Genomic DNA, 24,298 nt, shown 5'->3' on the forward strand with positions numbered 1-24,298 from the left:
TCCTACAGGCTGGCAACCAGCGTTTGCTGGTCGTCGTTGAAATCCACCACGGCGACTTGCAGCGCAATGGGGGTCATGGTCACAAAGTCGTAGCGTCGGCACGTTCGGCCGTACTGCTGAATCAGCACGCGTAGCAGCTCAGGGTTGAGGGACAGCTGGGTGTTGCTGAACTTGAGCTGGATAACGTCCCAGTCTCGGTCGGGTTGGCGCTCCTCGATCTCGACGTAGCCCACGCCCAGGCGCTGGAAAATGCGCTTCATGCCGGCGGTGCTTCCGGCGTCCACGGAGTTGATGAAGGCGTACTTCACGCGCAGGCGGAACAGCGCTTCGGGCTCGCCCGGAAAGCGGGTGACGTCGCGCTGCCAGGCCCACAGGTCCAGGATGCTCATGTGGCAGGTGTCTGGGTCGATTTGCGAATAGGGCCAGCGCAGCCACCCAGTGACGGTTTCCCACCAGGCCTGGGCGGCCTGGGTGAGCTTGGAAAGCTCGGTGCCTTCCAGCCAAAAAGGTAGTTTCAGCTTGATCACTGGATCACCACCTTCAGGCTCTGTAGCCGGGGAATCGACAACCCGCTGACGATATCCCCCATGGGCACAAACTTGACGGACTCGATCCCTGGGAACTGCTCGTGTAGTTCCTGGGCCAAGCGACTGACACTGAATCGTGATTGCGGATAAGTCAGCGTGGGCTGGTAATCCCGAGGCGTGCTTTCGCGAAAGGCGGCGCGCACAAACAACTCAATTTCGTGTGTGAGGTCGGCAATCTGCGCCGGCGTCTGGTTGGCGAAGGGCCAGACGTTCAACTGCAGGCTGACCATCTGTTCAGGCATGACCATGGCCAGCAGATCGTCGCCGTGGCCGTGATTGCCCTGGTCGCGGATGTGCGCATTGATCTGGTCCAGGTAAGTGCTGGCCGGCACGCCGGCATCAAACAGCACATAGGCGTTCGCGCTACCTGGTCCGCGTGGTGCGCCGTGTTCGAAGTAAACGCCATCAGGGCGCACGCCCGGGAAAGCGGAAATCATGGCGCGATAAACCGCGTCCGTGTGCCACTGGTTCACCGCCGAGAACTGGTTACGCACCCGCAGGCGCAGCTGGTCGTTGGGCTCCGGATCTGCACCAGGTGATTCCAGCCAGCCGTCGCCGTTGACGACCTGGACAATGCCCGGGACCGGAACGGGCAAGATGGCGTAGTAACCAGGTGCCAGGTTAAAACCGCTGCCCGATTCCAGCGCTTCCACCGGCACTTCAAGCTGGAGTTGCCCCTGCTGGAAGGTCGCGGCGGCCGTCGTGACAAGCTGGTACACGTTGCCGTTGATCGCGGCCGACTGCACCACAATGCCCTTTTCCAGCTCCATCACCCCGTCAGGCGTGGTCCGGGTGAACAGCAATTTGCCTTTGGCCTTCGTTGCCCCCTTGCGCTCGACGTTGACCGCCCACGCCAAGGTGTCCAGCCAAGCGTCCTCCGCTGTTTTGACAAAGAAGTTGGGCAGGACGGTCAGGCACAAAAAATCCAGCAGCCACAGCACCGGTTTGGTGACCAGGGCGGTCATCACCCGCCAAAAAGGCGAATAGCTGCTGGTGTTGGCCACCTTGGCGCCCTGGGCTTCGACTTCCTTCTCCCAGGCGGCTTTTAGGCCGGCCTCCGTGGTCGGGATGCCCGTCTCGGCGATCACCTTTTTAAAATCGACGCTCACAGGGTTACCTCAATCGATCCGAATTTCAGGGTTTTGGCCGTGACCAGGTAGACGCCAGGCTCCTGCTGAGTGATGCGCGCAGTGCCCGGCACCAGGCGCTCGTCGTCCTCCACCAGCAGCTCCAACCGCTGGATGCAATCGCGTTGACGCAACCGATCACGCTCGGCGACCAGGACAACCAACAGTCCGCTGTCGCGGATCATGTGAGCGATGTCCTGGGCGATGCAGGCGCGGTCATCGATCAGCAGCGGCTGGCGCGACGGATCCAGGGCCAGGTCGTTGTCCACGATCAACAGATCCACGTACTCGCTCATCCGCCCACCGCCATGGCCACCATGTTTTCCACTTCCAGCGGCGTCATCGCCTTGCCGGTGTGAATGTTCACGTTCTCCACATGGGTGCCCTTGTTCTGGTTGCTGCTGTTGTTCTGAATGCTGGTCAGCAGGCCGCCAGGCGGCACCGCTGCAGGACGCGTCGGGGAAAGGCTGGGGATGGCCGCATTGATGGTCTGCTGGGCCTTCTGCGCGGCGCTGGCAGTGTCGGCGGCGGTGGCCGCTGCATCGATGCCGGGCACCTCGGGCATGCCACCGAAGCGCGCTTCGATGTTCACCCCCGGAATGCTGTTCAGCAGCTCGATCACGCCGTTCACGGCCTGGGTGAAGATACTGACGATGCTGTCCCAGGCGGCCCTGGCCATGCCTGACCAGCCGCCCATGGAATCGAACCAGTCGGAAAGCTTTTGGAACTGCTCGGCAACGAACTGAAACGCGGCCGTGTTCATCAGGGCCGTGGTCCATTCGTCCCAGTAGTAGACGGCGGCAACAACCATTGCGACCAGGGCCACGATGGCGACCACGATCCACACCACCGGGTTGGCCAGCAGCGCGGCATTGACCAGCCAGATCGCGCCCTGCCACAGCAGCATGGCGCCGCGCACCAGCGCCAGGCCGGCGCTCAAGGCGTAGATCACGGCCATGTAAGCCAGGATGGCCAGCTTCTGCAGGACGAAGCCGGCAACGGTGCGCAGGTTCAGCAACTGGACGACTTTCCAGACTGATACCAGGCTCATCCAAGTCATTCTGGATACGCCAACGACGACGGTGAGCAATGACATGGCCGCAACGATGCCCATGATGGTCAACGCGGTGATGCCGATCAGGCGCGTGATGTTGGGGAACAGTTGCGACCAGCGCACCAGCGTTTTCCCAATCTCGATCATCCGGTTCATGAACGGGGTGAGCACCGGGATCAGCACTTGGCCAAACACCACGCGCATAACTTCGACCAGGGACGCCCACTGTTGCCACGGGTCCACCATGGCCCTGGCCATGTTCTCGGCGTTCTCCAGGCCGCGCACCTTGCCCAACTGCTCGATGCCGTTGCGCAAGCGGCTGGTGTCCTTGGCCAGCGCGCCGATCACCTGGGCGCCTTCCCCGCCGAAAGCCTCCAGCAGCTTGGCCCCGGCCGAAGCGCTGTTGAGGTCGCCGAGCTTGCCCTGGAGCTTGTCCAGGATGGTCATGATCGGCAGGATCTTGCCTTGCTGGTCGGTGAACTTGACGCCCAGTTTGTCCGAGGCGGTGCTGAGGTTTTCGAAAAACGCTTTGTAGCGTCCGCCGGCATCGCCCCCTTCCATGGTGCTGCTCAGGGTGCCGATGACCGCCATCTGTTCGGCCAGGTCGACGCCCGCCGTCGTGGCGATGGCGCCGGCTTCCTTGAAAGCATCTTTCATCGCTGCGCCGCTGGTGCGGAACAGCTGGACCGCCAGCGCGGTCTGGCCGCCGAGCCTTTCGACCCATTCACCCTTGCCCATGGCATCTGCCTGGGACTTCTGCAGGTTGTAGAGGGTGCCGACGTACTCGCCCATGGTTTCGGCATCGCTCTTGGTGGCCTTGGCCAGCAAGTTGCTGGTGTTGGTGAAAACGGCCAGCTGGTTACCGGCCAGGCCCTTGATGGCGCCCTCGATCAGGTACGCCGAGGCCACGAACTCCTGGGCGTTCTCGCCGTAGTTCACCGCGAACTCCAGGGACTTGGCATTGAGCGCTGACAGCGCATCCTCAGCCACACCCAACGATCGGACGTCGCCCAAGGCGCGGTTGACCTCCAGCGCTGGCTCCATGGACTCGCGGATCCCGACCACGCCCGCCGTCAGCCCACCCAAGCCCAGGCCGATGGTCTTGATGTGTTTTTCGCTCTGGTCGGCCAGTTCGGAAAACCCCATCTTCACTTTGCCCAGGGGCGCGGTGACCTTGTCGGTCAGGCTCAGGATGAAAGCCAGGCTGGCGCTACGGTCTGCCAATGTCGTTACCCATTCAGCGCAAGGGCAATGCCGTTAGCCACGGCAAATTCCATGCGTCTCCAGTGTTCGTCCTCCAACCACTTGGCCGTTCCCATCGCCTCGGGCGTGGGTTCGGCTCCAGGTAGCCAGCGGTTCGTCAGGGCCATCAACTGGCCCAGGCCGTTCTCACTCAGGCGCTCAGCGTGCTCGAGCGCTTTTTTACGATCACCTCAACGTTGGGGGCGTACTCCTCGAGGAGCGCGCCGGCGAGCTGCATCACCATCACCGGGTTGGCCAGCAAGGGTTTCAGGACGGCTTTCTGTTCCTGCAGCACGGTGGTCATCAGCAGGTTGTTGCCGGGCGCGACCTTGTTGGTTTGGGTCAGGGCATTGAAATACTTGGTGACGTCGGCCGGGGTCAGGTTGAAGGTGAATTCCTGTTCGCCGACTTCCAGGGTGATTTCGGTGTTCTGTTGGCTCATGGGGTGGATCTCTCGTTGAGGTGGGTAAAGGTGTTGGCCTGGTGTGCCGGCGATCGCTGGCACATCCCGGTGGCGTATTGCTGTAGGCCGAGGATCATTTGCCGGCTGAGGGCGAGCTGATCTCGGAGGGTGAAATAATCCGGTCGAGCGTCTGCAGCGAGTTCGGGGGCTCCTGCATCAGCCAGGCGGGCGGCGCCGGCGGTGGTGGACACAGATCCGGCGGCTGGACAGGTGGCGTTGACGCGCAGCCGCTGACCGCCAGTGTCAACAGCACGGCGCAGGCGTTCGTTTTCAGTAAGGGCATGGTTCAGCTCCGTGGTGTTTCGTTGATCGATCGCGTCCCGCTCCGCGAGTCGTTGCCCGCTGATGCGAGCCGCTTCGCGCAGGCCTGTGACTTCCCATTGCACGCTGTCCCGCTCGCGTCGGGCGTCGTCGCGCTGGTCCAGGATCGAATCAAAGGCCAGCCAGGCCACAAGGCCGGCCAGCAGAGCGAACGGCCCCAGGCGCAACAGGGAAAGGCTCATTTCAGGCACAGCTCCATTTCGGCCAGTCGGCGGTTGTGCAGGCCCTGAATGAACCGCTTGCGGCCCTGGGCGTCGGTCACAAAGGCCCAGACTGGGGTTTTCCCGTCCGGCGCCCATGCCAGCGCCCGGCAACCTTCGGCAATGCGCCCAGCGTTGATCAGCCCCACCGCCCGACTGGCGCAGGTGCCGGGCGTGCCGACGTTATGCCCGTGACTGCTCAACGCGTCGAAGGTGTTCTGGCCCACATCCTGGTTGGTGATGCAGTCCGCCAACTGCAACTGTCCTTTGCTGATCACCAACTGTTCCACCTCGGCGCAGCGGGCGTCGGACCAGTAGTCGCCGACCACAACAGGAAAGGGGCTGGTGTGGCGGGTGATGCCCTTGCAGACGGTGGGCAGCCCACCGGCCAGCTTGTCCGCATAGACGGTGTTCTGGCCGTGGCCTTCCCAGGTGCCCAGGAAGACCACCAGCGGGGCGCTGGCCAGCGCCAGCGCGCCGGCCTGGATCTTTCCGCGCAGGCTCACGGGAACCACACTCGCAGCACGGCCGGCACGACCATTTGCAGCACCGCGCCGACCAGCGTCAGGATGGTCAGCAGGCGGCCGACTTTCGACGAGATGTCATTGACCGCCACCGTCAGCGTCTGCTGGCCGGCGTTGAGTTCCGATAGCTGGCGAGCCATGTGTTCAAAGCCTTGTTCCAGCTTCGTGACGCGGGTCGGGACGGTTTCGTGGCGGTCTTCCAGCTCAGTCAACCGGTGCTCGATCACGGCCATTTTCTGCTCCATCGATCCGAGGCGAACGGCTTCAGTGGTCATGTGCGCTTACTCTTTTCGTGGCCGCTCTGGCAGGGGACGCAGCGGGTCATGCCGCCCAGGGCCCGGCGTGCAGCCGGGATTTCGTTGTCGCAGTCCTGGCAATGGGTCAGGCTTGGCCCGACCGGCCGGGGCTGGCGCAGCTGGGCCTGGATTGCCTGGTCACGTTGGCGCTGCTCCAGTTCCTGGGCGCGGTCGAACCAATCCACCATCAGCGCAGGCCCTCGATCTCGGTCGCGTCGAGGTACGGCACGCCGTTGATGTGGATGAAGTCCGGACTGGTGACGTCGAACGGCACCTTGTGCTTGGACTTTTCGCCGCCCTTCGGATCGATCGCCAACAGGCTGGAGATTTTCACCTTGCAGCCGAACGCCTCCACGCGCAGCTCCTCGTCCTCGCCGGCCTTGGCGAAGAACACCGCGTCAAAAGGCTTGAGCGCCCGGAAGCTGCCCGCCGACCGCGCCGCGTCGATCAGCAAATTGAAGTTGGTGGTATCCAGCTCGAACTCGCCGGCGGCGGCTACGTCGCCGTCCACGGTGCCATCGGGCACGCCCCGGGTTTGCGCCACGGCCGAGTTGTCGGTGATGTCCAGGGTGCAGTTCTCGACGTGCAGCGACAGGTCGCCCAGGCTCACGTCGAAGTTCTTGCCGCCAATCTTTGCCATGGCGCGTTACTCCGTTTTATCGGTGGAAAGATCCAGGGCGATGTTCGCCGTGAGGTCTTTCGGGCAGTTGAGGGGTTTGAGCTTGATGTAGGCCGCCACCTTGATTTTGCTGAGCCAGCTCAGCACCAGGTCGCCGTCCTTCGGCGGCTCGATGTCGCCGGGGAACACCTCGCCGTTGAACGAGGTGGACTTGGCCATGGCGCGCAGAGGGGCCATCAGTTGGTTGGTGTTGACCGCCATGCTGTTGGGTGTGCTGTTCAGTCGGCGATCGGCCACCCGGCGAATCAGCAGCGGACGGATCAGGCGAGCGGCCTTGTCGGTGATGCGCAGGTATTCCACGACCTGGAAGTCACTGGCAGGGGTGTCGAGCATGTTGCCGTCGCCCCAGTACACGCCCTGGTAATCCGGGTAGGTCTGCGAAACGGAGTAACGGGCGCGGTCCAGTTCACTGCGAACAGCCGAGGGCAGCGGCACCTTGTCGCCGTCGATCGGTACAGGGCCGAGACCGAGCACCGGACCGGTGGCCACCCGCATTGGGCTGTCGGCAATGCTCACTGCAGCGTTGGCCAGGCGGCCGGCCAACACGCCCAGGTCGTTGCCATGAAGTTGCGGCACCGGCAGGACACGCGGCGCTGCGACGTTCGCCACCAGGGCTTTCTGCTCGGCGACGTACTGCGACCAGGTCTGTTCGGCAGTGATGCCGGCAGTGGCGGCCATGACAAACACGCGGCGTCCGTAGATGTTGTTCAAGGACACAGCCGCGTCGTGCATGGCTGTGAACTCGGCGGACGTGGTGACCGGCTTGGTAATCACTACCGCTTCCACGGAGAAGCCCTGCTGCTGAGCTTTCTCCAGGGCTTCGGCCCAGTTGCCTTCGACGCCGATCGGTGCCGCGACACAGGCCCAGCGCTGGCCACCGTTGAGACGGGCGGCGGTGATTTGGGTTTTCAGGTCGCTTGCCGGAATGCCCAGGGCAGCGTCCAGGTCGCTGTCGGTGTTCAGCGGGATGAACTGGCCGACGTTCTTTCCGGCCGGGCCGATGAAAAGGAAGTAGCGCTCAATCTCTGTTACGGCACCCTGGCCCAGATTGAGATTGTCGACGGTGACTTGACCGAGTGCCATGCAGTGCCTCGCTAGCGGGGTGAAATTAGGATTTGTTGCAACACCTGGTTAACCAACAGGCTGGTGTCGCGTTGGGTGTTGGCGCCGATGAACTGGCGTTTCGGCAGGGTGATTTCCCAGCTCTGCGCGCCGCTGGACTCGTTGCGCTCGTCATCCAGGATGCGGATCAGCAGACCGGCCTGGGCGTAGTTCACGTGTTCCTGGATCCACGCCACAGACGGTCGGGACAGCGTTTTCTTGCCGGCCTGGCGCACGCGGAACCCCAGCCGGCGCAGGCGCTTGGCTTGCTTTTCGCTGGCGGCCAGGCCCGGTGCGGTCTTGTTCCAGCGGCGCATCTGCGCGGCGGTGCGTCGCTCGCTGACGCCGTTGTGCTGCTGGGTGGCGACCCAGCGGGTCAGGGCGTTTTTCCAACCCAGTTCCGCCTCGTCGGCGCTCAGGCGGGTCACCACCATCAGCTTGGCCAGACCGGCTTCCATCTTCTTCTTGCCCTTGCCGTCGCCCTTACGGGGGGCAAAGGGCGAGCCGTCCAGGTTCTGCTGATCGCGCACACGCTTGCGGCTCATCGTCCGCACGCGTTTGGTGACCTGGTTGAGCAACCGGCGGCGCAGTTTGGGCGGTAGGCTCAGCAACGCCAGTTGCTCGCGCACGCCGAGCTGGCCGCGTACGTCGAGTTCGAACGTGCTACGCCCGGCCATCGGTGGCCACCTCGCCGCGTTCAGCAATCCACAGGTCAAAAGGAACGAATGCCCAGGTCTTGCCGAAGGCCTGGATCTCGCCGGCGGGATCCTCGGCCAGGTACTGCGGCTCGACGAATTCTAGGCTGATTTCCACGTCGAACAGGTCATTGTCCAGCGGCTCGACGGCGAACTGCGGCGCCGGCAATTCGTGCCGATCGCGGTCCGGATCGTGGGTTTCCAGCCAACTGCCGATCAGGGCCATCAGTCGCGCCGGATGGTCGGCGAAGCTCTCCAGGACGATCGCGGCGCGGTAGCGCATGTCGCCCAGGTGCATGCCGTCCAGGTCGGGTTTCCACACCAGGTTGAGCGTTACCTGCTCGGTCCAGCCGTCAAGCAGTTCAGGCTCGACCAGGCGGCGCTCCAGCAGATAGGCGGTGAGGCTTTGCAGCTTGGTCATAGCAGCGCCGCCGTGATGCGGCCACGGCCCTGCAAGGCACGCACGGCCGACTGGCTGAAGGCGAGAAAGGTGTCTTCACGCTCGGGAGCTTCCTTGCCGGTGTTCTCGGCGCTTTCGCGGCGGGTCACGGTCGCGAACTGCTGCAACGCGCTGGCTTTGGCGCGGCAGTAAACGGCGCGTTTGTAGAGCATTGCTTTGTGCGCAAAGCCCCAACCTGCGGGGGTTCGCACGCCTGCAACAGCGGTCAGATTGGATACGCCACTATCTTGCAGGGTGGCTTTTGCGGCGGTCAGATCCTCGTTGACTTCGACCATGGCGATAGTCAGGGCATCGGTCAGCAGATCGCCCAGGAATTCAGCCGGCAGGCGATAGCCCTTCTGGAATTCGGACACGGAGAGGTTCGGCCAGAAGCCGTCATTCTCAATCGTCTGGTCCACAAAGGTGGTGGGTTTCCCGGAAAAGCTCATGCTGACCGCTCAAATAGGGCGGGGAGACTGTTTCTCGTGGGGCTGGCCATAAATGGCAGACTCACGTCCACAGTTCCCCGCTGGGGGGGTAGTCGGTTATTCGGCGCCTTGAACGGCGGGTGTTTGTTTTGCCAGTGCCTTGCGGCATTTCTTGATGCGTGTCTCGTTGCCGGCCTTGGCATACAACTCGGAGGAGCGCTCCAAGTGCTTGAGCGCGGTTTCCCACTGCTCGGCCTCCATGGCGCGTATGCCAATCAACTTGTGGTACTTGCTAGGGATCTGCTCCGTCAGCTCCCATTCACCGTCAACACGCGGCAGCAGATCGGACAGATAAGGCTCCGGGCTGCGCTGGGCGTTGTATTCGGTATAAGCCCACTCGATCACAGCGTCCGCGACGAACGTCTGCACATCGCGGCGCTTGAAGCGCTCCGGCATTTCCTGCCCTTGCCCGATAGCAAAGTCCGCCAGCTCCAGCCCGTCTTCGAACTGCTCGGTGTCGAACAGCCAGATCATCACCTGCACCAGGACGCGGTTCGGCATGACCAGGCCCGACTCCATGTAGCGCTGGATGAAGTCCTGGTACTTGGGCAGCAATTCCTCACGCTTGAGTGCCTGCTTACTGGCCAGGTTCTTGAGCGCGCTCAGGCGCTCCAGGTCCTGGTCCAAAGAGGCTTCCATCAGCAGCAGGTGTTTCTTGGCATTGGCCGGGCTGCTCAGGGATTCCGCCGGCGAATACGCCAGCGGCGCGGCGGCAGCCGCGACTACGGCTGCGCTCCCCAAAGCCAAGGTGCGGCGCTTGTGGGCAAGGGCCAGGCTCATGCGACCAGCTCCACGTTCTCGGTCAACGCGATTTTCTCCAGTTGCTCGATCACGTAGCCCTCATTGCGGCTGTTGTAATCCTCGACACGGGAGCGTTTCGGGTTGTCCACGGCTTGCTTGCGCCAGCTCGAATCCTGGAAGTAGATCGAGAGGTTGTCCCAACTGGTGACCAGCACGGCGTTGACCGGGAAGTTCGGCACGCTGAATGACGGCAGACCGCCATAGGTCGCGATGACCTGAAGGTTTTCGATGCGCTCTTTTTCGGTCGGGGTATCGCCCTGCTTGGTGTACAGCTTGGCCTTGTCGGCCGCCAACAGGTCCGAACCGATGATTGCTACCAGGTCGCCGTCTTCGCGCAGGATCTCGTCGACCATCTGTTTGGTGTCATGCACCAGGGCGTCCAGGTTGGCGTAATCACCGCCTGGGCCGAGGGTGACCTTGCCGGCCACCTTGCCTTCCTTGAGCACTTGCTGCGGGGCCTGCTCGCGCAGTTGTTGCAGCCAGCCCTTGTTCACGTCTTGCAGCTTGGGATTGGCTGCCAAATCGGTCTGGATTGCCGCGTGAGTGCCATGGAAACCGATAACGATACGGTCCTGGGCAATGCGCTTCTGCACAGCGGCGGAATAGCGGTCTTTGAAGTCGGGAAACTTAGCCCAGGCATCGATCTTCGCGTATGGCAGTCCCACGTCGGACTGGGTGTCGCTCAGTTCGTAGGTGGTGTTTTCCAGCGCCGACGCATCCTTGGCCTCGCGGTCGGTGGTCTTGGTGTTGGTGCGGCCAGTGACCGGGCCGTTCACACCGATGAACACCTTTTCACCCTTGATTTCACTGACCGGAACGACGTTGATGCGCTCCAGGAAGTCGGCCTTGGCGGTAATCGCGTCGTTCAGTTCCTGAGCGGTCGACGGATCAACGCTGAACATGCGGCTGGCGTGTTCGACGCCGTAGGCTTCAGCCATCGCCTCCTGCAACTCGGCGTACTGCTTGGCGCCTTTGGCGCTCAGTGGCTGGGCCATGTCAGAGCACCTTTTTCTTGGTTGCGGTTACCGGGCCGGTGTTGCGTGGAAGCTGGCGACCGGTGGATGTGTTCTGCATTGCAGTGAACTGCTTCTGCAAAGCGGCCATGCTCGCCAGCAACTGCTTGTTGGTGGCGGCGGCTTTACTGTTGAACTCGCGTTCTTCTTCGGCAGTCGTGACGATCGCGTCTACGGCTGCGCTCACGTCATCGACCAGGCCCTGGTCGGCATCGGGTGCGTCTGCGGCGGCGGGCTCGATGACGGCCTGAATGCCGGCAGCGACGACCAGCAGCTGTTCCAGCAGGGCTTTTAAAGCCGTTGCGGTAGCTTCATCCATTGGGGGTTTGCTCTCGGTTGGGGTGGTAGGGGTGTCGGTGGCCGGAGTCTCAAGACTGAACCGCTTGAATAATCCGGTAAGTAAGGCGGTCAGCTTGCCCAGCTCGCCTTTGGGTTCTTTGTCGTGAAAGGAACCCAGCTCAACCGATGCGGCGTAGTAAGAGGCGCGGCTGGTTTTGTTGGAAAAGTAGAGTTCCTGGGTGCCGGTGCTGGCGGGCTCATCCGTGACCGCCAAGCCAGTCATGTACGCTTTGCCTCGGCCGCGGAAATTCGGGAGGATCTCGACGCTGGAGAAGAGTTTTTCCCCGGCATCGTTGAGGCGCAGCAGTTTGTCGTTGGGCTTCAACTGCGCTTCAAGGGCGACTTGGCCAGGCTCCAGATCCTCGGCCTCTTCAATCAGGCGAAGGGCATAGACCGTTCCGAACGAGCCAGACCAGCGCTCGTGCTCGCACCAGATAACGGCGGTGTACAGCGCTGGGTTGTAGGTTTCGGCGCAGTCGCGCAGTTCCTGGGGCAGGATCTCGCGGCCATCGACGGTCGGGCCGCTGGTGGCAACACGTTTCCAGTAGGAGACAAGGGAACGGGGCATAGGGGCAAACTGCGCTCAATCTGTTGAATTGCCGCCACGATAGGGAGCCGTTTGCCCCCAAACAAACGGTTCAATTGCGCATATCTCCTAGATTCGAGATATAGGCGGATCGTGGCATTTAACCCCGCGTTTCCCGCCTTTTCGCCGCATAGACTGCGGCCCATGTACTACTCGACCGAAGTTAAAGAAGCCGCCAAACGCCTTTTCCTGCGCCGCTGCAAGGCCAAGGAAATTCAGGCGCAGCTCAACCTGCCCAACATCCGGATCGTCTACTACTGGATCCGCCAGGGTGGTTGGGAGGACATGCTGTCCGATGAGGAACCGCTGACGGCTGTAGGGCGGCGCATCACCCTGCTACTGGACAAAGCCACCAGCCTGACCAAAGACGAACTCAACGAACTGGATCGCCTGACCACGGTGCGCGAGCGGCTATTGAAGCAAGCGGCCAAGCCGTCACCGGCGCCGAACGGCGAGTCTCCGGCCGAGCCTCAGGAACGTCGCCAAGGCTCGCGTGGTGAACGACCTGGTCGAGGCGAAGGCAGCGGCAAGAAGCGCGAGAAGAAAGCCAAGAACGACATCAGCGGCCTGACCGAAGTCGATTTCCTGGATAAGTTCATCTCCAAGATGTACCGCTACCAGCAGGAGCTGTTCGAGGCCAAACAGAACCCGCTGACGCGCCGGATCCGCAACATCCTGAAAAGCCGCCAGGTAGGTCTGACCTACTACTTCGCCGGCGAGGCGTTCATGGACGCGGTGCTGACTGGGGACAACCAGGTGTTCCTGTCGGCCAGCCGAGCGCAGTCGGAGATTTTCCGTAGCTACATCGTCGGTTTCGCTCAGCAGTGGTTCGGTATCGAGCTGACCGGCAACCCCATCACACTCAGCAACGGCGCCGAGCTGCGCTTCCTCAGCACCAACAGCAGCACCGCCCAGGGCTACCATGGCCATGTCTACGTCGACGAATATTTCTGGATCCGCGACTTCGAGAAACTGAGCACCGTGGCCAGCGCCATGGGCACCCACAAGAAATGGCGCAAAACCTATTTCTCGACGCCCAGTGCGGTGTCGCACCAGGCGTACCCGTTCTGGTCCGGTGAAGAGTTCCGCAACAGCAAACGCGGCAAGAAAGCGGGTGGAACCTGGCCGAGCGAAGCGGCATACACCCAGGGCGCGCTGTGTCCGGACGGCCAATGGCGCAAGACGATTACCCTGGACGACGCGATCGCCGGCGGCTGCGATCTGTTCGACCTGGAGCAGTTGCAACTCGAATACGACGAGGACAAGTTCCAGCAGTTGTTTTATTGCAAGTTCATCGACAGCACACAGAGCGCGTTCGGCCTGAAAGACCTGGAGCGCTGCTACTCCGACCTGTCGCTGTGGGAAGACTACAAGCCCGACGATGACCGGCCATTCGGCAACAGCCCGGTCTGGCTGGGCTACGACCCGAGCCGTACCCGCGACGACGCGACGTGCGTGGTTATCGCGCCGCCACTCGAACCCGGGGCGAAGTTCCGGATCCTGGAAAAGCACAGTTGGCGTGGGCACTCGTTCACCTACCAGGCCGCCCAGGTCAAGAAGCTGACCGAGCGCTTCAACGTTCAGCACATCGGCATCGATGTCACCGGCGTGGGCTATGGCGTATTCGACCTGGTGCGTGACTTCTACTCGAAGGCGACGCCAATCCATTACAGCCTTGAAGCCAAGAACGCCCTGGTGCTCAAAGCCCAGGACACCATCCAGGGCAGCCGCATCGAATGGGATGCCGGCTGGACAGACATCGCCCAGGCCTTCCTGACCATCAAGCGCGGCGCCACGGGCAGCGGCCAGATCACCTACAGCGCCTCACGCACCGACGCCACCGGCCACGCCGATATCGCCTGGGCGATCATGCACGCCCTGGCCAATGAACCCTTGAACACGAACAAGCGGCGCCGTAGCCGCTACCTCACGAGCGGAAACAATGTCCAAGCCACGACACAAAAAACGCCAGGTCGCCCAGCAGGCGCGTCAGCAACAGCCCATGCGGGCGTTCACATTCGGCGAGCCGGAACAGGTCCTGTCCGGCAACATCGGGGAATACCTGGGGGTGTTCCCCAGCGACGACGGCGAAATCTACAAGCCACCAGTTTCCCGGCCGGGGCTGGCCAAGCTGCTGCGCGCCAACGCGCACCACGGCGCCATTCCGAAGTTCAAGCGCAACCTGCTGTTGCGTGAGTTCATCCCCTCCGCCGGCTGCAGCACGCAGACCATGGGCCAGGCCGGCCTGGACTACATGGTGTTTGGGGAGGCGTATTTCTATCGCGACACCAATGCGTTCGGCCAGGTCCTGGAGATGCAGCACCTGCCGACGATCAACATGCGGGTGAAAGTGGATGGCGGCTACCGGATGCTGCTGCCGGATAACAAGTACCTGGACTTCGACCAGGACGAGATCGAGCACGTCATGGATTACGACGTAGAACAGAACATTTACGGCGTGCCGGACTACCTCGGTGGCTTACAGGCACTGTTACTCAACGAAGCCGCGACACTGTTCCGTCGGCGGTATTACAGCAACGGCGCTCATGCGGGTTACATCTTCTACACGAACGACCCGGACCTAACAGAAGAGGACGAAGATGAGCTGCGCGCACAGATCAGCGCCAGTAAAGGGGTGGGCAACTTCCGCTCGATGTTCGTCAACATCCCCAACGGTAAGGAGAACGCTATTCAGATCATCCCCGTGGGGGACTTCCAGGCGAAGGACGAGCTGGAAAAGGTAAAGAACATCACCCGTAACGATGTGATCGCCGCGTGGCGTATGAATCCAGCACTGGCGGGGATCATTCCCGAAAACGGCGGCGGGTTTGGCGATATCGAAAAGATTGATCGAGTTTACACAAGCAACGAGATCAGACCGATTTGCCAGCTCTTCAGCCAAATCAACAACGCCTTGCGGCAAGACCGCAGGATTGAATGGAGAACACCTACAACCGTGGAAACAGTCGAATAACGGACCCAAAAAGAGAATTTTTTTGCATGTTGCGATAGGATGATGGCAATTTGATTCACCCTGGGGAGGGAATATGCGAGTCACTTGTAAATGCGGACACAAAGGCAGGATTGCATCCCGCGAGGCACTGTCTACGGACTTCGCCAAGCTGTATTGCCAGTGTCTCGATGCCAAATGTGGGCACACCTGGGTGTCGAATCTTACCTTCTCTCACACGCTCAGCCCGTCGGCTCAAACGTTCGACAGGCTGCTCTTGGACCGGCTGATGGAATTACCTAGGGCACAACAACGTGAGCTGTTTGAAAGGCTGGGATCGCATGCTGGCGCATGACAAACCGCCGACTGGACAGAGCCGGCGGCTGCAGTGTCAGTCTCCGTCGACTTCTTCAGGGTGAGCACTCAGCGCCTCGGTCAGCCTCCGTAAATGTTCCTGCTCGCGCTTACTCAGCCGTCGAAAGAGCCCAATCAATCGACGCTCAAGATACGAAAGCTCATCCCCTGCGGATGTCAAAATTTCAACGGTACCGACGTCGGCGTTCATGCGATCCAACATGCTTGTTACTCCTTACAGTGCATTGCTGAATCGGCTTTATCGGACGGGAAGCGCGGAGAGTTATGAATGCCAGATCAGACGATGCGCATGCTGTGTAACAACCTACCTCGCCCCCCCTTCGGTAGCGGCGGCGTTTGCCAACGCACTGACGTAGCGCCGAATCGCCCTCTGGTCCTCATCCGGCAGGTTTTGGTACTGCTTGATCAGAATATCTTCAACCTGGCTCAGGGCACTGCTGGCAAGCGTCGTTCGAACTCCAGTGAGGATGTACGAGACATCGAAGCCAAATTCATTGGCGACTCTGCTCAGGTAAGAGGCAGTGGCGTCGCTCGTTCCAGATTCCCAGTTTGCCTGCGTCCGTTTGGCGATTCCGAGGGCTTCGGCGACCTGGAGCTGCGTGAGTCCACATCGCTTGCGCTCCTGCTGGAGGCGAGAACCTATCTCTTCAGAAAGATGCACTTTTTTTCATCCTTAGTATTTACAAGTGCACCTAAGTGCATCATTGTGCATCTCACACCACATGAAATTGCACGGATCTGCACTATGCCCAACTCAAGCATCACCGAGCAAGCTCGCCAGAAAGCGCGTGAAGCGCTGGAAATGCGGGGACAGTCGGTAAAAGACTTCGCTGAAAAACACCAACTGAATGCCAGCACCGTTTACGCGGTACTGAGTGGCCAAAGCCAATGTCGCCGAGGGGAGGCACACCGCGCTGCCGTCTTGCTTGGAATCAAAAACGGCGTGATTGCACAGTAATGGCCAGCGTTCTGAGGGACCAGCAGAAAATGACCAATCCAGTTCTAAAAACTCGGCGTGAAGTCGTCAGCGCCATCATTTGCAGTTATCCAGGCGGCCGCGAATGCGCGGCCGCACGGATCGGTTTGCCGCTGAAAAAATTCGATAACCACGCCTACGAAAACAACAACTGCAGGCCGCTGACCGATATCCAAATCCGCCAGTTGGAACAGGAAACAGGAACCCACCACCTCGCCAACTACGTGGCGAAGATGTACGGGGGCATGTTCGTCCTGGTGGCCGAGCCGGATCAATTGGACAACGTCGAGATGTATGCCCGACATATGCAGGCCTCAGCGAAACAAGGCGCGGTGGACCAGATCATTGCCCAGGCGCTTGAGGACGGTTGGATTAACGAGGATGAAGCGGATCTCATCCTGAATGCTCACACACTCCACATGGCCGCACGCACCGCAGAGGTCTATGCCGCCATCGATCTCTATCGAGCCAAATCGGAGAAAATCAAATGATCGCCTTGCCTGCAGTGATGGAATATCAAGACATGTTGCAGAACGCTGCGCTGGCATTTCTTGAGCGGCACCAGTGCGAACACTTGAACGACGATCAACAGCTATTCAGCCGGGCCGTGCAACACCTGGTAGCGGACTACGACGTGCTGACACAGCTCGCTGAAAAGATCGTGCACCTTGCTAACGGCGCTATGGTCGCCGTGCGTGATCGCCAACGCTTGAACATACAGAGCAGCACATCGACCCACACCGTGATTGTTGATCCTGTCACCGGCAACCAATGGGTCGTGCCGGTGAGCCTCATCTATGAGCGAATTATCAACGCACCGGATATCGGGCGCTTTCGCTTAGCCAACTCGTAACACCAACCCCCAAGTAAACGCCTGTCCCACACCCCGTGGGTTTGGGTGAGCTGCGCCCAAAATTGAGGTTTCAAGATGGGAAACATCGTGATTTTGACCACCCAGCTGCCACCTGCAGAAGCCGAGGCGCTTCTGGTTGCCATACGTGAGCAGTACCGCTTGAGCCTCAACGACTACTGGTACGCAGATGAATACCGGTATGTGCCGCAGGAAAAAAGGCACAGCTCGATTCTTGAAAAAACCCCGGTGATGGCCGCGCAAAAACGCCTGATGGCGGCCCTCTCCCTAAGCCTCAAAGCAGTGAAGCAATCATGAAAGAAGACCTACGTCACGATGTTCTCCAGCGCATCGAATCCGATTTCGGGCTCAAGCACCGCGCCCAAACGAAGTACATGCGTGGCGGGACCTGCCCAAAGTGCAACAAGAGGGAGCTTTACACCCGGTACGACAGCCCTTGGCAGCTCATTTGCGGCAGGCAGGAAAAGTGTGGTCACACGCTTCATGTGAAAGAGATCTACGACGACCTGTTTGAAGACTGGAGCAAGCGCGCACCGGCGACCGAAAGCGCTCCTACAGCGACCGCACGGGCATATCTTGAGTTTGCCCGCGGCTTCAATATTTCGCTGATCACAGGATGGTTTACCCAAGAAACCTTTTATTCCATCCATGATCAGGCGGGCAGTGCAACTGTGCGTTTCGCCCTGGAAAAGGGCGGATATTGGGAACGCCTCATAGACCGGCCTGCCCGATTCGGAAAAATGAAAGCTCGCTTCAAGCCGGGTGAATCCTACCGGGGCGTGTGGTGGTGCCCACCATGCGTGGATCTGCTTGAGGTCAAAGAGATCTGGATTGTAGAAGGGATCTTTGACGCGATCGCATTGGTTCATAACGGCTTTTCTGCCGTGTCCGCAATGTCATCGAACGCCTTCCCCGAGGAGTCGCTGAAAGCGCTGCTGCGCGATCGCACCGACAAGTTGCCGAAGCTCGTGTGGGCTTTGGATAACGAACCAGGTGCCCATACCTACACCCGCCGCTGGGTCCGACAGGCGCGTGAAATGGGGTTCGTCTGCGAAGCAGGACAGATCCCTCAGCGCGACGGCCGCAAGGTCGATTGGAACGACCTGCATCAGCGCTGGGCCTTCATCGAAGACGATGAAAAGCGAGCCGCCCAGATCGCTACAGAAATAAAACAGATCCGCCACCAGGGCGCGCTGCTGATCGCTGAAAGCGCCGCCGAAAAGGCACTCCTGATGTACGACTGGAACAAGCGCGGCGAATTCCACCTGGGCTTCGGCAACCGCCTCTATTGGTTCAAGTTGGACATGGAGAAATACAACCGTGCGATCCAGGACCTCGAGGACAGTGAACGCCACGACGATCAACTGCTGAACCAATCTCAAATGCGCGAAAAGGCGCTGCAGCAGTCCGGAAGCGTGGTGGAAATCGCCAACTGCTACCCGCAAGCATTGTACTTCCAGCGGAACGAAGTCACCGACGAGTCCTGGTACTACCTACGTGTGGACTTCCCCCATGACGCCGGCAGCGTCAAGAACACCTTCACCAGCGGTCAGCTCGCCGCCGCCAGCGAGTTCAAAAAGCGACTGCTAGGGATGGCCGCTGGCGCCATGTACACCGGCAGCGGCCAGCAGCTGGACAAGCTCATGAAAGACCAGCTCTATGGCATCAAGACCGTCTCCACCATTGATTACGTGGGCTACAGCAAGGAATACGAGTGCTACATCTACGGCGACGTGGCTATCAAGGATGGCAACGTTTACCCGGTGAACAGTGAGGACTATTTCGAGTTCGGGAAAATGCGCCTCAAGACCCTGCAAAAGGGCGTGCCGGTGCAGCTGCAGCGCGATGCCAAAGGCTACGACGAGGAGTGGCTGCGCCTGCTCTGGATCTGCTTTGGCACCCAAGGATTGGCGGCTCTGCTGTTCTTCTTTGGTTCGTTGTTCTGCGAGCAGATCCGCGCCCGCTATCAGTCGTTCCCTTTCCTCGAGGCCACCGGCGAAGCGGGCGCCGGCAAGACTACTTTGCTCAACCTGCTGTGGAAGCTGCTCGGCCGTGAAGGCTATGAAGGGTTCGATCCGATGAAGTCCACCAAGGCCGGGCGGTCGCGCTTGATGGGGCAGGTGTCCGGAATGCCGGTCGTTTTCCTCGAAGCAGACCGCCATAGCGAAGATAAGGCGCATGCCAAAACCTTCGAATGGGACGAGCTGAAAGACTTTTTCGGCGGTGGCACGCTGGCGACCAAGGGCGTCAAAACTGCGGGCAACGAAACTTACGAGCCGCCGTTTCGCGGCACGATCGCGATCAGCCAGAACGCCCCCGTGGTTGCCCACGAAGCAATCATGACGCGCATCGTGAAGCTGCACTTCATTCGGCCGGTGGTCACCCCTGAAAGCCGCGCAGCAGCGGACAAACTCAACGCCCTGGACGGGAAGACGCTGAGCCACTTCCTCTTGCAGGCGGTACGCAAAGAGGCCGAGGTAATGGATCTATTCAGCAAGCGCTTTCCTGAGCACGAAACCAAGCTGCGTCGGCTGCACACGCATTGCTTCGCATGTGACACCCAGTTCAAGGGGGAAGGTGTCTGCAGTAAGTGCGGCAACAGCCTGCGGGGCTACATCGGTGTCGAGCGGATCATCAAAAACCACGCTCAGTTGCTTGCCCTTCTGGACGCCATTCGCCTGGTCACCACTTTGACCGAGGTGCAAGTCAGCTCCACGCGCCGGCAGATCGTCGAAATGGCGCTCGAGCGGCAGAGCACCACCAATGCAGACCACAGTGCCGTGGCCGAGTTTTGGCAGGTTTATGACTATCTGGAATCGATCTACGACGAGCCCCTGGTCAACCACAGCAAGAACCCGGACGTCATCGCCATCAACCTCAACGAGTTTGCCGAGCGAGCTGCAGAGCATCGTCAGAAGCTCGCCGACGTCACCACGCTGAAAGACCTGCTCAAAGAATCCCGTAGCCACAAGTATCTCGACTACAAGGCCGTAGACAGCGCCGTGCGCTCTGCACAAGCGCTCAAGAACCCCATGGTCACCCGCTGCCCCACCGTCAAATGCTGGATTTTCAAGGCCTGACCAGGAGGCAGATCGATGCACATCCAAGTGATTGTTGAGCAGGAACCTGACAACGCGGCCCATGAAATCAGTCGCCTCAATGGCGTGATGATTCAACTGGGTTATGAAGGCCGTACAGTTTTCGCCGAAGCCTATGGCACCGAAGGGCTGGTGCAGATCCTTGAAGTTCGAGCCAGCACTGGCCAAGGCGAAATCCTCGTCATGGGCTGTTCACGCGAACAGATCCAGGCAGTTCTGGAGTGGCAGTCCTGCCACGACGAAGGGGAATTTGAAGACTTGGTAATTCACCTGGTGCGAAAGGCCTGAGCCAATCCATCAGTCTCTGAAGCCGGCAAAGCCGGTAAATGAACGGTGCCGAGGAGTTGCAGCTCCCCGACACCAACCACCACTGGGGGCAAAACCATGCAAGCACAGCACCAAAGCAGCAGCGACCCGAAGGCTACCACATCGCCGCCTGAGGTTACGCAGGCGGCACGACACCTTATGGCCGTCCGAATCGTTGGCACAGCGCTCTTCGACTACCAAGTGCAGAAAACGGCCGATGCTCGGATCCGGCTCGAGTCTGTCACCAACATGGCTCGACTGCTGGGGGATCTCGCTCCGCACGAAGCGGCGGTGGTATCAGAACTCTTGGCCAAGCCAATCACTACCGGAACATCCCTATGAGCAGCTATACCCGAACTCGGCCGGCGATGGCCAGTAAACGCCTCGACCTGCCAAGCGTTTGCGATATCTGTGGCGTTGCTCGTTCAACCCGCCGGCATCAGACCTGCAGCAAGCTACGTCAGCAAAGGAAATCAGAGGAATGGGCAGCCTTGATGGCGGAAAAACTTGCAGCTCGAGCAGCTCGGGCAAAACGCTACGCACGCTAAGTTTGGTCAATAGATCTCAGCAGTTTGCATCGCATTTTCTAATAACCATGCCCCGGCCGCAGGGCTAGACTGCCCGGGGTGCTTCAGTTTACAGAGGGCTAGCAATGAACTCTCGATCGGACAACGTCCTGGTATTCACCGACCTGCAGCGTATTACCGGCTATCAACGCCGGTCTGATGTTGAACGGTCGTTGATCAACCAAGGCGTTCGCCTGTTCCGTGGCCGGACCGGGCCATGGACCACGCTGGATCTCATAAACCAGGCCGCCGGTATGAAGCCAGCCACAGCAGACAGATACGACGCCGACATCCTATGAGGAAAGCACGGAAGCGGAAGCACAATCCGCACATACCCGACCACATCGACCAGGCCGCTCTGCCAGCAGCCGTTTACTTTGACCATCGAAAAGGTCGGGTCTGGTACACGCTGCACTATGACGAAACGGGAAAACAGCGGCGGCGCAACATTGCGCCAGCGGACGTTTCTCTGGCTGAGCTGCACCAGATCATGGACGAAGCCTCCAACGTCGACCGTGGGACACTCCGCTACGTTTGCAGCCAGTTTCATGAGAGCGACCGTTTTAAGAAGCTCAGTCCCAAAACCCATGACGACTACAGCTATTCACGGGACGTCTTGCTGAACTTGCCCACAAAGCTGGAAAAGCCCCTTGGCGACTTAGCGGTGCGCAAGTTCACTTCCGCTCTGGTACAACGGATTGTCGACCGGCTAGCAGACGAAGGTACTCCGTCCAAAGCTGCGCATGTTCTTCGGTATCTACGGCGCGTTCTGCAGTGGGGCCGCAATCGCGGTTATCTGGACGTCAACCCCGCCCTGGGCATTGAGGCACCCGTCGAACGCAAACAACGCCGCCTGCCGGACCATCAAGTCATGGATGTCCTCATCGATCGAGCAATTGCCCGAGGCCTTCTGATACGAGGCGAAAAAGGCGGCTGTCCGGAATACCTCGGCTATGTGATGGAACTGGCGTATCTCTGCAGGCTGCGCGGAATCGAGGTCGTAACGTTAACCGACGCGAACGAGCTAGAGACCGGGATTCTGACCAACCGGAGGAAGGGGAGCCGGGACAACATTGTTCGCTGGACACCCCGGCTCCGAAAGGCTTGGGACCACGCAAAGGCCTATCGAGCCAAAGTTTGGGCAAAACGCAAAACAGCGATACCTATCGCACCGTCACGACGGAATATTATCGTGGCCAGCCACGGCGGCCCGCTTCGCAAGTCCAGCCTGGACACCGCCTGGCAACGCTTCATTACCCTGGCCATCGCCGACGAAATCATCACACCGGAACAACGGTTCGGCCTCCATGACCTGAAACGGCGAGGCATCACCGACACGGTAGGCAACCGGGCGGACAAACAAGAAGCAAGTGGCCACCGCGACCCCAAGATGATGGACGTCTACGACCACAGCGTACCTACTGTTTCCCCTTCTGCAGACTGAGCAAATCGGACGTAATAAGCGACACAGGGCCCGCCTTATACGCGGGCCTTGGCGTATCTGGACGTAATAAGAAATCACCTAAGTCATTGATTTACATCTATGAAGCACCTTCCTTGTAATCAGTAGGTCCCGGGTTCGATTCCTGGTGCCGGCACCATACAAAACAAAGCCCTCGCAGACATGCGAGGGCTTTGTTGTTTCCGGGTTTTGGTAATTCCCTAAAGCCGACTTGCCGCGATCAGACCAAAAAGGCCTTACCTCCATCGACAGCCAAACGTTATCCGCATGCCTGCCCGTTACAATTCAATATCAGCGCAACGTTGACGGTCTCTCACTCCTACCCGTAATGCCCCCCAACACACCCGCCAGGCCTAGGTTGAGCCTGTCAGCAAGCTCGAATCGTGCTGTTTTTCTGGCCTGGAGAAAACTACATGAGGCCCTTCGACAAGCCGGCCCTCAGCGTAGAATCCGCCAAGACCCGCGCCTTCATTGATTCGTTGATGGGTCATGCCCGTGAACAGCAGTGGGCGAGACGTTTTGATGCGAGGACGTGAATTCAAGGACGGCGACACCGTTTGCACCGTCGGCTTGCGAGGCTCTCCGTGATCAGTTGCGCAGAAAATCCAGGATAGCCTGGCTGGTGAACTGCATTTTCTCTTCAAGGACCCAATGCCCGGTGTTTTCCAGGATCAAGGATTGCGGCTGCGAGGTAATGTGCTGCACCTGCGTGAATAACGTCTTGCCTCTGGAATGATCCCCACCGATGGTAAGCACCGGTATGTTCAGCTTGTGCTCGGCAAACGCCTGATTGTCATTGGCGTCATGCTCTACCCAGGCAGAATAAAGCTTGAATGCCGCCTCCATGCGTCCGGGTCGGGAATAATCCTTTACCAAGGCGTCCCGCACCTCGTCGGGCACCCGGGGATTGTCGTTGTATACGAACTCATCGAAGAACATGTCCAGGTAATTTCTTTCCTTACCTTCGATCATCTTTATGGCTGTGGCGCCAAAGAAGCGGAAGTGCCACTTGCTCGTAGTGCCTGTGGCAGGGTTACCGTTATAGGGAATCTCCCATCCGGGAATGCCGGGTATGAACCCGTCCATCAGCACGATATGCGTGGTTTCCTCGGGATAAAGAGCGCCATAGGCATAGGCGATAATCAACCCCATGTCATGACCGACGATATCCACCTGCTTGATACCCAGCGTCTTGATCAGCTCATGAAGATCCAGGGCCATGTTCTTTTTGTCATAGCCGCTTGCTGAGATATCCGTTTCTCCGGCACCCCGATAATCCGGAACGATCGGGGTGTAGCCGGCGCGCAGCAGTCTCCCCATCAATGCTTCCCAATTACGCCAGCTTCCCGGAAAACCGTGGACCAGCAAGACCGGCCTCTCGCCGTTTCCGCTTACCAGATAGTGCATGCGGATGCCGTTCACGTTCGCGTATTCGCTTCTGAATTTATCGCCATTCACGACAACGCCGCGCTTTGCCAAGGCAGCGCTCGCCTGGTTGGAAGCCATCGAATCGAACAAGCAAAGCACTGACGAAATCAGCTTCTTCATACACAGACCACCTTGATAAGCCAGAGCCATACGCAATGACTCGCCGTATTCAGAAGCTCTCTTCGGCGACCAGTTTCAATTCAACTCAACCAGCAGACTACTGTCAGGAATGACAGTGCCGACCAACGGCGAACCCGATCTGCCCCGCCATTACCGCGCCACGCTCCGATTCAGGTGCAAGCCCTTTTTCA

At 59.9% G+C, this 24,298-nt stretch carries 32 protein-coding genes; 11 read left to right on the forward strand and 21 right to left on the reverse strand.

All coding sequences use genetic code 11. The features are described 5' to 3' along the window. Nucleotides 1-2: 2 nt before the first annotated feature. The 18 genes from BT179_RS12735 to BT179_RS12815 form a co-directional block, all read right to left on the reverse strand. Nucleotides 3-527 (reverse strand): phage tail protein, encoded by a 525-nt coding sequence (locus BT179_RS12735; RefSeq protein ID WP_072432349.1) that lies wholly within the window; start codon nt 525-527, stop codon nt 3-5. Then, nucleotides 524-1,696 (reverse strand): baseplate J/gp47 family protein, encoded by a 1,173-nt coding sequence (locus BT179_RS12740; RefSeq protein ID WP_072432350.1) that lies wholly within the window; start codon nt 1,694-1,696, stop codon nt 524-526. Before BT179_RS12740 ends, BT179_RS12735 begins: the two co-directional genes overlap by 4 nt. After that, on the reverse strand, nt 1,693-2,010 hold the full coding sequence (locus BT179_RS12745; protein WP_072432351.1) for a DUF2590 family protein: 318 nt from the start codon (nt 2,008-2,010) through the stop codon (nt 1,693-1,695). Before BT179_RS12745 ends, BT179_RS12740 begins: the two co-directional genes overlap by 4 nt. Next, entirely contained in the window at nt 2,007-3,992 is a 1,986-nt protein-coding gene (locus BT179_RS12750; RefSeq protein WP_072432352.1) for a phage tail tape measure protein, read from the reverse strand. The genes BT179_RS12745 and BT179_RS12750 overlap by 4 nt, the downstream gene beginning before the upstream one ends. Nucleotides 3,993-3,997: 5 nt before the next feature. Further along, the gene (locus BT179_RS27205) at nt 3,998-4,138 is read right to left on the reverse strand and encodes a DUF6890 family protein (RefSeq protein WP_039013052.1); all 141 of its coding nucleotides are present in this window, start codon (nt 4,136-4,138) and stop codon (nt 3,998-4,000) included. Nucleotides 4,139-4,161: 23 nt separating this feature from the next. Next, nucleotides 4,162-4,452 carry a putative phage tail assembly chaperone gene (locus BT179_RS12755; RefSeq protein ID WP_072432353.1) on the reverse strand — a complete coding sequence of 97 codons (291 nt, stop codon included), beginning with the start codon at nt 4,450-4,452 and terminating at the stop codon, nt 4,162-4,164. Continuing rightward, on the reverse strand, nt 4,449-4,976 hold the full coding sequence (locus tag BT179_RS12760; protein WP_072432354.1) for a lysis system i-spanin subunit Rz: 528 nt from the start codon (nt 4,974-4,976) through the stop codon (nt 4,449-4,451). The genes BT179_RS12755 and BT179_RS12760 overlap by 4 nt, the downstream gene beginning before the upstream one ends. Beyond that, nucleotides 4,973-5,500 (reverse strand): lysozyme, encoded by a 528-nt coding sequence (locus BT179_RS12765; protein ID WP_072432355.1) that lies wholly within the window; start codon nt 5,498-5,500, stop codon nt 4,973-4,975. Before BT179_RS12765 ends, BT179_RS12760 begins: the two co-directional genes overlap by 4 nt. Then, complete coding sequence (locus tag BT179_RS12770; protein WP_072432356.1) at nt 5,497-5,793, reverse strand: hypothetical protein; 297 nt, start codon at nt 5,791-5,793, stop codon at nt 5,497-5,499. The genes BT179_RS12765 and BT179_RS12770 overlap by 4 nt, the downstream gene beginning before the upstream one ends. Next, the gene (locus BT179_RS12775) at nt 5,790-6,002 is read right to left on the reverse strand and encodes a TraR/DksA family transcriptional regulator (RefSeq protein WP_072432357.1); all 213 of its coding nucleotides are present in this window, start codon (nt 6,000-6,002) and stop codon (nt 5,790-5,792) included. Before BT179_RS12775 ends, BT179_RS12770 begins: the two co-directional genes overlap by 4 nt. Continuing rightward, nucleotides 6,002-6,454, reverse strand: a complete 453-nt coding sequence (locus tag BT179_RS12780; protein WP_042730971.1) for a phage protein — start codon at nt 6,452-6,454, stop codon at nt 6,002-6,004. The genes BT179_RS12775 and BT179_RS12780 overlap by 1 nt, the downstream gene beginning before the upstream one ends. Nucleotides 6,455-6,460: 6 nt before the next feature. Continuing rightward, nucleotides 6,461-7,576, reverse strand: a complete 1,116-nt coding sequence (locus BT179_RS12785; RefSeq protein WP_072432358.1) for a DUF2586 domain-containing protein — start codon at nt 7,574-7,576, stop codon at nt 6,461-6,463. An 11-nt stretch (nt 7,577-7,587) separates the two neighbouring features. Beyond that, nucleotides 7,588-8,271 (reverse strand): phage virion morphogenesis family protein, encoded by a 684-nt coding sequence (locus tag BT179_RS12790; RefSeq protein ID WP_072432359.1) that lies wholly within the window; start codon nt 8,269-8,271, stop codon nt 7,588-7,590. Continuing rightward, complete coding sequence (locus BT179_RS12795; protein WP_072432360.1) at nt 8,258-8,710, reverse strand: phage tail protein; 453 nt, start codon at nt 8,708-8,710, stop codon at nt 8,258-8,260. Before BT179_RS12795 ends, BT179_RS12790 begins: the two co-directional genes overlap by 14 nt. Beyond that, a complete protein-coding gene (locus tag BT179_RS12800; RefSeq protein WP_072432361.1) occupies nt 8,707-9,177 on the reverse strand; it encodes a head completion/stabilization protein in 471 nt (156 codons plus the stop codon). Before BT179_RS12800 ends, BT179_RS12795 begins: the two co-directional genes overlap by 4 nt. Before the next feature lie 96 nt (nt 9,178-9,273). Then, nucleotides 9,274-9,996 (reverse strand): phage terminase small subunit, encoded by a 723-nt coding sequence (gpM, locus tag BT179_RS12805; protein ID WP_072432362.1) that lies wholly within the window; start codon nt 9,994-9,996, stop codon nt 9,274-9,276. Next, a complete protein-coding gene (locus tag BT179_RS12810) occupies nt 9,993-11,012 on the reverse strand; it encodes a phage major capsid protein, P2 family (protein ID WP_072432363.1) in 1,020 nt (339 codons plus the stop codon). The genes gpM and BT179_RS12810 overlap by 4 nt, the downstream gene beginning before the upstream one ends. A 1-nt stretch (nt 11,013) precedes the next feature. Then, complete coding sequence (locus tag BT179_RS12815; protein WP_072432364.1) at nt 11,014-11,937, reverse strand: GPO family capsid scaffolding protein; 924 nt, start codon at nt 11,935-11,937, stop codon at nt 11,014-11,016. A 162-nt stretch (nt 11,938-12,099) separates the two neighbouring features. Here BT179_RS12815 and BT179_RS12820 point away from each other — a divergent pair, with 162 nt between their 5' ends. The 3 genes from BT179_RS12820 to BT179_RS12830 all read left to right on the forward strand — a co-directional run bounded on the left by BT179_RS12820 (nt 12,100) and on the right by BT179_RS12830 (nt 15,260). Next, a complete protein-coding gene (locus tag BT179_RS12820; RefSeq protein WP_072432365.1) occupies nt 12,100-14,151 on the forward strand; it encodes a terminase large subunit domain-containing protein in 2,052 nt (683 codons plus the stop codon). Beyond that, nucleotides 14,090-14,929 carry a phage portal protein gene (locus BT179_RS12825; protein ID WP_256343840.1) on the forward strand — a complete coding sequence of 280 codons (840 nt, stop codon included), beginning with the start codon at nt 14,090-14,092 and terminating at the stop codon, nt 14,927-14,929. Before BT179_RS12820 ends, BT179_RS12825 begins: the two co-directional genes overlap by 62 nt. Before the next feature lie 73 nt (nt 14,930-15,002). Beyond that, entirely contained in the window at nt 15,003-15,260 is a 258-nt protein-coding gene (locus BT179_RS12830) for an ogr/Delta-like zinc finger family protein (RefSeq protein ID WP_072432366.1), read from the forward strand. A gap of 36 nt (nt 15,261-15,296) precedes the next feature. Here the strand turns inward: BT179_RS12830 and BT179_RS12835 are convergent, their stop codons facing one another. Together BT179_RS12835 and BT179_RS12840 are read right to left on the reverse strand one after the other, a co-directional pair. After that, nucleotides 15,297-15,482, reverse strand: a complete 186-nt coding sequence (locus tag BT179_RS12835; RefSeq protein ID WP_072432367.1) for a hypothetical protein — start codon at nt 15,480-15,482, stop codon at nt 15,297-15,299. A gap of 102 nt (nt 15,483-15,584) precedes the next feature. Next, nucleotides 15,585-15,941, reverse strand: a complete 357-nt coding sequence (locus BT179_RS12840) for a helix-turn-helix domain-containing protein (protein WP_072432368.1) — start codon at nt 15,939-15,941, stop codon at nt 15,585-15,587. Nucleotides 15,942-16,025: 84 nt separating this feature from the next. On the opposite strand from BT179_RS12840, the gene BT179_RS12845 reads away from it, so the two are divergent. The 8 genes from BT179_RS12845 (at nt 16,026) to xerC (ending at nt 22,541) form a co-directional block, all read left to right on the forward strand. Continuing rightward, nucleotides 16,026-16,238: a helix-turn-helix domain-containing protein gene (locus BT179_RS12845; protein WP_072432369.1), complete on the forward strand. Its 213-nt coding sequence runs from the start codon at nt 16,026-16,028 to the stop codon at nt 16,236-16,238. Nucleotides 16,239-16,267: 29 nt separating this feature from the next. Beyond that, entirely contained in the window at nt 16,268-16,747 is a 480-nt protein-coding gene (locus tag BT179_RS12850) for a YmfL family putative regulatory protein (protein WP_305728569.1), read from the forward strand. Continuing rightward, a complete protein-coding gene (locus BT179_RS12855) occupies nt 16,744-17,109 on the forward strand; it encodes a hypothetical protein (protein ID WP_072432371.1) in 366 nt (121 codons plus the stop codon). The genes BT179_RS12850 and BT179_RS12855 overlap by 4 nt, the downstream gene beginning before the upstream one ends. Before the next feature lie 75 nt (nt 17,110-17,184). Beyond that, nucleotides 17,185-17,424, forward strand: coding sequence for a hypothetical protein (locus BT179_RS12860; RefSeq protein ID WP_072432372.1), 240 nt, complete (start codon nt 17,185-17,187; stop codon nt 17,422-17,424). Further along, nucleotides 17,421-20,207, forward strand: coding sequence for a toprim domain-containing protein (locus tag BT179_RS12865; protein ID WP_072432373.1), 2,787 nt, complete (start codon nt 17,421-17,423; stop codon nt 20,205-20,207). The genes BT179_RS12860 and BT179_RS12865 overlap by 4 nt, the downstream gene beginning before the upstream one ends. 15 nt (nt 20,208-20,222) lie before the next feature. Continuing rightward, a complete protein-coding gene (locus BT179_RS12870; RefSeq protein WP_072432374.1) occupies nt 20,223-20,513 on the forward strand; it encodes a hypothetical protein in 291 nt (96 codons plus the stop codon). A 670-nt stretch (nt 20,514-21,183) separates the two neighbouring features. Beyond that, on the forward strand, nt 21,184-21,396 hold the full coding sequence (locus tag BT179_RS27000; RefSeq protein ID WP_072432377.1) for a hypothetical protein: 213 nt from the start codon (nt 21,184-21,186) through the stop codon (nt 21,394-21,396). Next, nucleotides 21,393-22,541, forward strand: a complete 1,149-nt coding sequence (gene xerC / locus BT179_RS12890) for a site-specific integrase (RefSeq protein ID WP_072432378.1) — start codon at nt 21,393-21,395, stop codon at nt 22,539-22,541. Before BT179_RS27000 ends, xerC begins: the two co-directional genes overlap by 4 nt. A gap of 606 nt (nt 22,542-23,147) precedes the next feature. On the opposite strand, the gene BT179_RS12895 is transcribed toward xerC, so the two are convergent. Next, nucleotides 23,148-24,107 carry an alpha/beta fold hydrolase gene (locus tag BT179_RS12895; protein WP_083568908.1) on the reverse strand — a complete coding sequence of 320 codons (960 nt, stop codon included), beginning with the start codon at nt 24,105-24,107 and terminating at the stop codon, nt 23,148-23,150. Nucleotides 24,108-24,298: the final 191 nt, after the last annotated feature.

The sequence above is a fragment of the Pseudomonas sp. NFACC43 genome (genome assembly GCF_900119645.1).
Lineage (GTDB): Bacteria > Pseudomonadota > Gammaproteobacteria > Pseudomonadales > Pseudomonadaceae > Aquipseudomonas.